This is a genomic window from Veillonella sp. ACP1 (assembly GCF_000286635.1).
Taxonomy (GTDB): domain Bacteria; phylum Bacillota; class Negativicutes; order Veillonellales; family Veillonellaceae; genus Veillonella; species Veillonella atypica.
The window spans coordinates 72604-79446 of sequence record NZ_ALKL01000009.1 but is presented as its reverse complement, the minus strand read 5'-3'; the positions used below and the strand labels follow the sequence as shown (position 1 = coordinate 79446).

Here is a 6843-nt window from a genome sequence, read left to right as displayed (position 1 = left end):
ATTTATTTTTGACATAGAATTACCAGCAACATCACATATTTGCCCAAAGTGTGGAGAAACCACAAAGCATATTAAGGATTACCGCATACGTACTGTAAAGTTTGGAAAAGTACAACGAGGTCCACTAATTGGAAAATACAGACAGCGTCGGTATATTTGTCCGCATTGTGGTCATTCTTTTGCTGAAAGCAATCCATTTGTACGAAAACATATGCAACTAAGTGTAACTAATATTAGAATGCTATTTGATAAACTTACTGAAAGTGTAACCTATACAGCTATTGCTAACGAGTGTGATACATCTATTACTACAGTATTACGTTATTGCTCTATGATCACTATACCTAAGCCCAAGACCTTACCCACTGTGATTGGTATTGATGAGTTTAAAGGAAATGCAGAAGGCTACCAATACCAAGTTAATTTAACTAATCCAGATACACATGAAATATTAGATATTTTACCGAAACGTGATACGCAAGCATTAATCCACTATTTTGCATCATTTAAACATAAGGATCGCCTACAAGTTAAGTTTATTGTAATGGATATGTCCATACAATTTAAGCGCATCATGGAGGCGCTATTTCCACATGCGCATATTATCTGTGATCGATACCATGTATGTCGACTTGTAGATTGGGCGGTAGAGCGAGTTAGAAAGCGTGAGCAACATAAACTGGCTGCTTATTCACGTATGTTAAAACAGAATCGACGTGTACTAATGAAGCATCCAGACCATTTAACGGAAGCCGAACATATTAAACTATGTGAAATACTTAGAATATCTGATGATTTACGAAAAGCATATGCTTTAAAACTTTCTTTTAGAAAAATCTTTTCAATCTATGGTAAACAAAGAATAGCTGCACATTTAACGCATTGGTTGGAATTAGTAAAAGCATCTGGCTTAAATGAATTTAATAACTTCTTTACATCATTTCCTGCATGGATGACGCAATTAACTAATGCATTCTTACTTCCATATTCTAATGGATACACAGAAGGAACTAACAACAAGATTAAGGTATTAAAACGGATAAGCTATGGACTTCGCCACTTTGGTAGATTTAGAGTACGTATTCTACTTTTGAGCAAAAAGAATGGCACCAACCATAACTATGATTGGTGCCAAAGAAGACTCGTAGGGTGAATACCCCAACATTTGACAGAGAGCCCAATTTTATTTCTATAAGTTTTGGACTAATCTAGAGTATATTAAAGTATACTGAACATATATGATTAATATATACGATTTTTGATGTATAATTCTTATTTCTATATATTTTGGAAAAATTCATTTAAAAATTAGAAAAAAGTACTTGCATTATATGAGTGGCTCATGTTAATATATACGAGTAGTCAACGAGAGTTGATACGCGGCCCCGTGGTGTAGCGGTTAACATGTCGCCCTGTCACGGCGAAGATCGTCAGTTCAAATCTGATCGGGGTCGCCATTTTTTTTTACAAAAAACATGCCTCGGTAGCTCAGTCGGTAGAGCAACGGACTGAAAATCCGTGTGTCGACAGTTCGATTCTGTCCTGAGGCACCATTTTTGTATTCCACGCGGTTGTGGTGGAATGGCAGACACGCCATCTTGAGGGGGTGGTGAGCGTACGCTCGTGAGGGTTCAAGTCCCTCCAACCGCACCAAGCTGATTAAATAAGGGCTTACAGGTAATTCTGTAAGCCCTTATTTTTTGTTATTGTCTTTAGACTGGTTCGCGACGTAGTCGCGAATCATAAAACCACCCGCTATGCGGGTGCGGCAACGAAAGTTATACAAAAAAATCACCTTGCTTAAGTATAATGTAGGTGTTCAAGCCGCATTATATACAAAAGAAAGGTGATTTTATATGGCAACAAAGACACAGAGCCTTGCGCACACAAAATGGTTATGCAAATACCACATAGTATTTACACCTAAGTATAGACGTAAAGTTATATATAATCAATACAGAAATAGTTTACGTGAAATACTGAGACGTTTATGTGAATATAAGGGCGTCAAGATTATAGAGGGGGAGCTTATGGCAGATCATGTGCATATGCTAGTGTTAATTCCACCTAAAATATCAGTTTCATCTTTTATGGGATATCTAAAGGGTAAAAGTGCGCTAATGATGTTCGATAAACACGCAAACTTAAAGTATAAATTTGGAAATAGACACTTTTGGTCCGAGGGATATTATGTAAGTACGGTAGGATTAAATGAAGCTACCGTAAAAAAATATATACGTGAGCAAGAGTTACATGACCAAATGAAAGATAAACTTAGTGTAAAAGAATATGAGGACCCTTTTAAGGGTAGCAAGTAATACATATCCCCTTTAAGGGGACCGTTACGAGTCAATGGCTATGCGGCTTGAACGTAGTGAAAGCCAGCGCCTTTAGACGCTGGCCTAGTACTACGGGCTTATAGCCCGTGAGCAAACCACCCGTTTTACGGGTGGTTCTGATTTGACATCATTTTGACATCAGAATATTTTAGAGATACGTTTCACGATGTCATCTTTCATTTTAGGGTTATAGGACAAAACGTGTTGGTTTTGTAGGCGATAGAGTCAGTAAATTACTGGCTCTATCGCTATTTTAAGTTCTTTTGATAAACTTAGAGGGTGGACAAAATGTGTTGGTAAAAAGTCCCAAAACCCTTGATTTTACTGGCTTCAATAAGATTATATCTTCTTAGAAAATCGTGTTCTAAGTGGAGGGAATAATCATGCTGGTAAGATGTATAAATTGTGGATTTTCTTGTCAAAAATATGGGAAAACTAAAGCTGGATCACAACGATGGCATTGTAAGCAGTGTAACATCACCTTTACACAAACTATTGATAATACTACTAAATGTTTTCATCGATTTCTAAATTGGTTATTTAGTAAAGAAATACAACAGGTCATGTCTGGGCAGGGCCGTACATTTCGTAGACAGATAGCTGATTTCTGGAAAATATGGCCTATGCCGCCCAAAATTGAAACCCCGAGAGATGTGGTATTCGTTGATGGTATTTACTTAGCTAAAAAAGCTTGTATTTTGATCTGTTATGATGGTGAACATGTATTAGGATGGTATTTATGTAGGTCAGAACAGTCTCGCTCATGGCAAGCTCTTATGCAGCGAATAGCGACCCCCATTGTGGTCGTTTCTGATGGTGGACCTGGCCTTAGAAAAGCATTAAAAAAAGTTTGGCGTACGGCCAAACTTCAACGTTGTATTGTTCATGCTGTATGGCAAGTGCATCGTTACACTACTAGACGGCCTAAAACCTTAGCAGGCATTATGTTAAGAGATTTAGCAAGCGATTTGTATAGTGTAAAAATACAAGAAGATGCACAAATATGGATTCAACGATTATTTAATTGGAGAGTGACTTTTAAAGAGTTTTTAAGTGAAATGACACGTGATAGTAATGATAATTTAAGAGCTATGCGTGAACGCTTATTAAAAGCTTATAACTCTCTAGTGGTGTTAATTAATACAGAGACAATGTTTCGATATTTAGATGAAACATTGGTGTTGGATAAAGAATGTCCGAGGACTAATAACCCTATTGAAGGCGGGGTAAACGCACAACTCAGACGTTTATTGTGTTACCATCGAGGGATGTCTGTAGAAAAACGCATAAAAGCGGTCTTTTGGTGGTGTTATTTACACTCACCAAGACCGCTTTCTGCAAAAGAAATACTTAAGGTAATGCCAACTGATGCAAGTATTTCTAAAATATATAGATCTATGAATGAAAGAGCCCAACTTCAAGGTATAATTCCAACTTGGGGAGATGCCGTTTCTTGGGGTGATTTGCATAACTATGACAAATTATCTTTCAATCATTGGGATTAAAGTACCAACACGTTTTGTCCTATAACCCTATTTTTTTATCTAAATTAATTTGACTTTATCGAAAGATTTTAGCTTTGTTATAGGGCTAGCAAATAGATACTCGTTTGCCTCGCGGAATTGATTAACTGAATATTTTAGTTTATATGTGAATAAGCGATAATCAGCATAGATTGATTGTATTTCAGGGCATTCATCATATGTTGTAATCCATTTGTACCCGTTCATCATTTTAATAGCTTCAGATAAAGATACATGATCCTCGTGATTAAATGCATTTTTATATAATGCCTGACCTTGTTTGTAGTAAGGTGGGTCAAAGAATGTAAATAGTTGCTCCGAATTTTCATCTAATAATACGTCATTAATCAAGTTTTTAGCATCTAGCATATATAGGCGTATTCTATGACGTTGCTCGGCTATTGTGTATATCTTCTTAATGATACCAGCTTTATTAAATCTGCAATCTAAGGAGTACTTTGATTTTTGCTCATGCCCTCCAATCGGTCCTCCTGTAATGATGCCACCGCGATTTGTCCGGTTAAGAAATAAAGCTGATACTGCTAATCTAAAGTCGTAGACTGGAATGTCTTTTAGCTCAGAATATATATCTTTATGGCGATACCATTCATCCATTGTGATGGACATTGTTTGTATTACATCGATGAGTTTATCTGTATCATGTAATATGGCAAACCAAATAGAATAAATAGATGGGTCGAGGTCATTTAGTATAACAGAATTTACTTTATTAGTTAGTAGCAACTCCATTGAAACTCCAGACCCTCCGGAGAATGGCTCACAATATATAGGGCTTTTCATTTTGTTGATAGTAATAAGGTTGCTCACAAATTTAGCAAGTTGGGTTTTGCCACCAGGGTAGCGTAGAATCGACTTTGTTACAGGCATAGAATACACCTCCTTTCATTTATTATATACATTGTCTTGGCAATTGGACATACCTATTCAATTTGTGGAAGCTTATTTTTAGCGGCAAGGTAGTTATATACTTTTATAAAGTGTTTTTCGAAACACTCATAAACTTTGTGATTATCTTTTTTCCATTTTTTAAATGCATCACAATCAGATTTACCCCAATATTTATTTTCTAATTGATTTTGAAACCAATTTTTATAAAATTCTCTTAATTGCCCACCGCAAGGATTAATAGGGGGCTGCCCATAATCTTTAAAACAAATTTGGCTACTATAACCTCCAGTCGAGATATTGTCAGACCAAAATTCATCTGACTCTGGTAAATCTTTTAAAAAATCATATAGGATTCTATCTGGGCCAAAAGGCCCAGGCAAACATAAGATATTTTTAGAAGTATTTTTTTTATCACCATCTAATAAAATCATATTATTAGAAAACTCCTGAATTTTGCAGTCTTTTAGTCTAATTAGTTCATTTGCTCCAAGATTTACATTTATAATATCTAGAAGTTTATAATATTTTGCTGGAAGTAGCGCTTTAAAAAATAGTCGAGCTTCATTATCTTCAGAATATACCCTTATCTTGGGTCTTTTATTTTGTTCATTTTTTATTACTGTTAATGAAAGATGAGCGATAGCTTGTTCGTAGGTTAAATTATTTTCTATTTTTATGTTATTATCTATAGATTTCAAATAGTTAACGACCACATCGTTTTTATATCTTTCATCTAAAGCTATTTTTATAATAGAGGCAGAATGAGTTGTGCAAAAAATTTGTATATTATAATCTCTTGCATATGAAAATAGTCTTTCTATTAATTTTGTTTGTGCTGCTGGAAATAATGTAGACTCAATTTCATCAATAAATAATAGGCCTCCTTTATATTCATTAGGGAATTGTTCTTTTAAATTTTTAAATGATAAGATTGCAGTTAAAATACTACCTATATTATCTTGACCAGCAGATATAGTTAATGGGCCATATGTGTTGGGATGAACAATTAATTGCTTTTTATTACTAGAGTCTAGCTGATTAGTTTTATCGTTTTCTATATTCTTGTTGGCGGAAAATAATATATTATTATACTCTTTGACTAGTAACCGTGTATCCTCATCTTCAAGTGCAAGAGATAGACTTTTTATCCGGCCTTCTTCGCCAATTGGAGTAACTCTTTTCAAACTCAAATAAATGACAGGAAGGGTTATATAGCCATCACCAGAAGAACGAGACCCTTTTTTCCATAACCTTAATTTATTATTTTTTTTATCCCTTTGCATCGACTCTAAAGTAAAAGAGCCGTTGTCTCCAATGTTGGGATTTGAAAAATAAAGTGTATATTCGTGGCCCTTAACTGATTCATGAGTTTCATCAAGTTTAAATTTATCTGAAAATTTAGATTCGAACTTTTTCCCGAATAAAGTCTTTGTACTTTTAAATTCAAATAAAGGATCTAGATCTTTCTTTTTTGTGTCTACAGTCATCGAAAATGGGTGAGCTAATAATCCTAAAAGTGTAGTTTTCTGAGTCCCATTTTGGCCTGTAATTACAGTAAGTTTCTGTCCACATTTTATTGTCACATCATTAAATTTCCTAAAGCGTGCAATATGCACGCTTTCAATTATTCCTGACATTTCATATCCTCACTTTGTAAATAAATTAACATGAATTATTTTTCCACTAAAAAATTTTCAAAAGGTGAAATGTCATTTGAGTTGTTTTCAGAGTTAATTACAGTACCCTTAAATAAGAGTTCTAAGACTCTAAACATAATAACATCTCCCTGGCTATTAGTTAAATAATGTGATGATAAAAGTTAATACTTTCTAATTCCGCATCATCGATACTCGTCCGACGGACCATTTGCTCAACTAGATTGACGTGTTGGTCCAAATAGAAGTCATCGTTAATAATATGCATTAATTCATGCTTAATTTCCTCTCTCATGCGATCATGAGGGAGGCTTTTATTTATGTAGATGTTATGGCGTATCTACATCTTCACATTCCTCTGACACAGCATTGGCATGTGGTAAGTCACAGTAAATCAAATCTACAACCAATATAACA

General features: G+C 34.9%; 6 protein-coding genes and 3 tRNA genes. 6 read left to right on the top strand and 3 right to left on the bottom strand.

Translation table 11 applies throughout. The features are described from left to right. From HMPREF1151_RS03145 to HMPREF1151_RS03120, 6 genes are all read left to right on the top strand, one after another. Positions 1-1153, top strand: a 1153-nt coding sequence (locus tag HMPREF1151_RS03145) for an ISL3 family transposase (protein ID WP_009660984.1), incomplete at its 5' end; no start/stop codon positions are given. Between the two features lie 228 nt (positions 1154-1381). Further along, positions 1382-1457, top strand: a tRNA-Asp gene (locus HMPREF1151_RS03140). Positions 1458-1477: 20 nt separating this feature from the next. Continuing rightward, positions 1478-1553, top strand: a tRNA-Phe gene (locus tag HMPREF1151_RS03135). A gap of 14 nt (positions 1554-1567) precedes the next feature. Beyond that, a tRNA-Leu gene (locus tag HMPREF1151_RS03130) sits at positions 1568-1653 on the top strand. 203 nt (positions 1654-1856) lie between these two features. After that, positions 1857-2318: an IS200/IS605 family transposase gene (gene tnpA, locus HMPREF1151_RS03125; protein ID WP_005380067.1), complete on the top strand. Its 462-nt coding sequence runs from the start codon at positions 1857-1859 to the stop codon at positions 2316-2318. Between the two features lie 404 nt (positions 2319-2722). Beyond that, positions 2723-3844 (top strand): IS1249 family transposase, encoded by a 1122-nt coding sequence (locus HMPREF1151_RS03120; RefSeq protein ID WP_009660980.1) that lies wholly within the window; start codon positions 2723-2725, stop codon positions 3842-3844. Between the two features lie 39 nt (positions 3845-3883). Here HMPREF1151_RS03120 and HMPREF1151_RS03115 read toward each other — a convergent pair whose 3' ends face one another. From HMPREF1151_RS03115 to HMPREF1151_RS09635, 3 genes are all read right to left on the bottom strand, one after another. Beyond that, complete coding sequence (locus HMPREF1151_RS03115) at positions 3884-4750, bottom strand: DNA adenine methylase (RefSeq protein WP_009660973.1); 867 nt, start codon at positions 4748-4750, stop codon at positions 3884-3886. A gap of 53 nt (positions 4751-4803) precedes the next feature. Continuing rightward, positions 4804-6408 (bottom strand): ATP/GTP-binding protein, encoded by a 1605-nt coding sequence (locus tag HMPREF1151_RS03110; protein ID WP_009660981.1) that lies wholly within the window; start codon positions 6406-6408, stop codon positions 4804-4806. A 160-nt stretch (positions 6409-6568) separates the two neighbouring features. Beyond that, positions 6569-6721 carry a hypothetical protein gene (locus HMPREF1151_RS09635; protein WP_009660972.1) on the bottom strand — a complete coding sequence of 51 codons (153 nt, stop codon included), beginning with the start codon at positions 6719-6721 and terminating at the stop codon, positions 6569-6571. Positions 6722-6843: the final 122 nt, after the last annotated feature.

Coding starts and splice junctions, on each gene's coding strand:
- HMPREF1151_RS09635 (WP_009660972.1), bottom strand. CDS start 6,721: ATGAGAGAGGAAATTAAGCATGAATTAATGCATATTATTAACGATGAC.
- HMPREF1151_RS03115 (WP_009660973.1), bottom strand. CDS start 4,750: ATGCCTGTAACAAAGTCGATTCTACGCTACCCTGGTGGCAAAACCCAA.
- HMPREF1151_RS03120 (WP_009660980.1), top strand. CDS start 2,723: ATGCTGGTAAGATGTATAAATTGTGGATTTTCTTGTCAAAAATATGGG.
- HMPREF1151_RS03110 (WP_009660981.1), bottom strand. CDS start 6,408: ATGTCAGGAATAATTGAAAGCGTGCATATTGCACGCTTTAGGAAATTT.
- tnpA (WP_005380067.1), top strand. CDS start 1,857: ATGGCAACAAAGACACAGAGCCTTGCGCACACAAAATGGTTATGCAAA.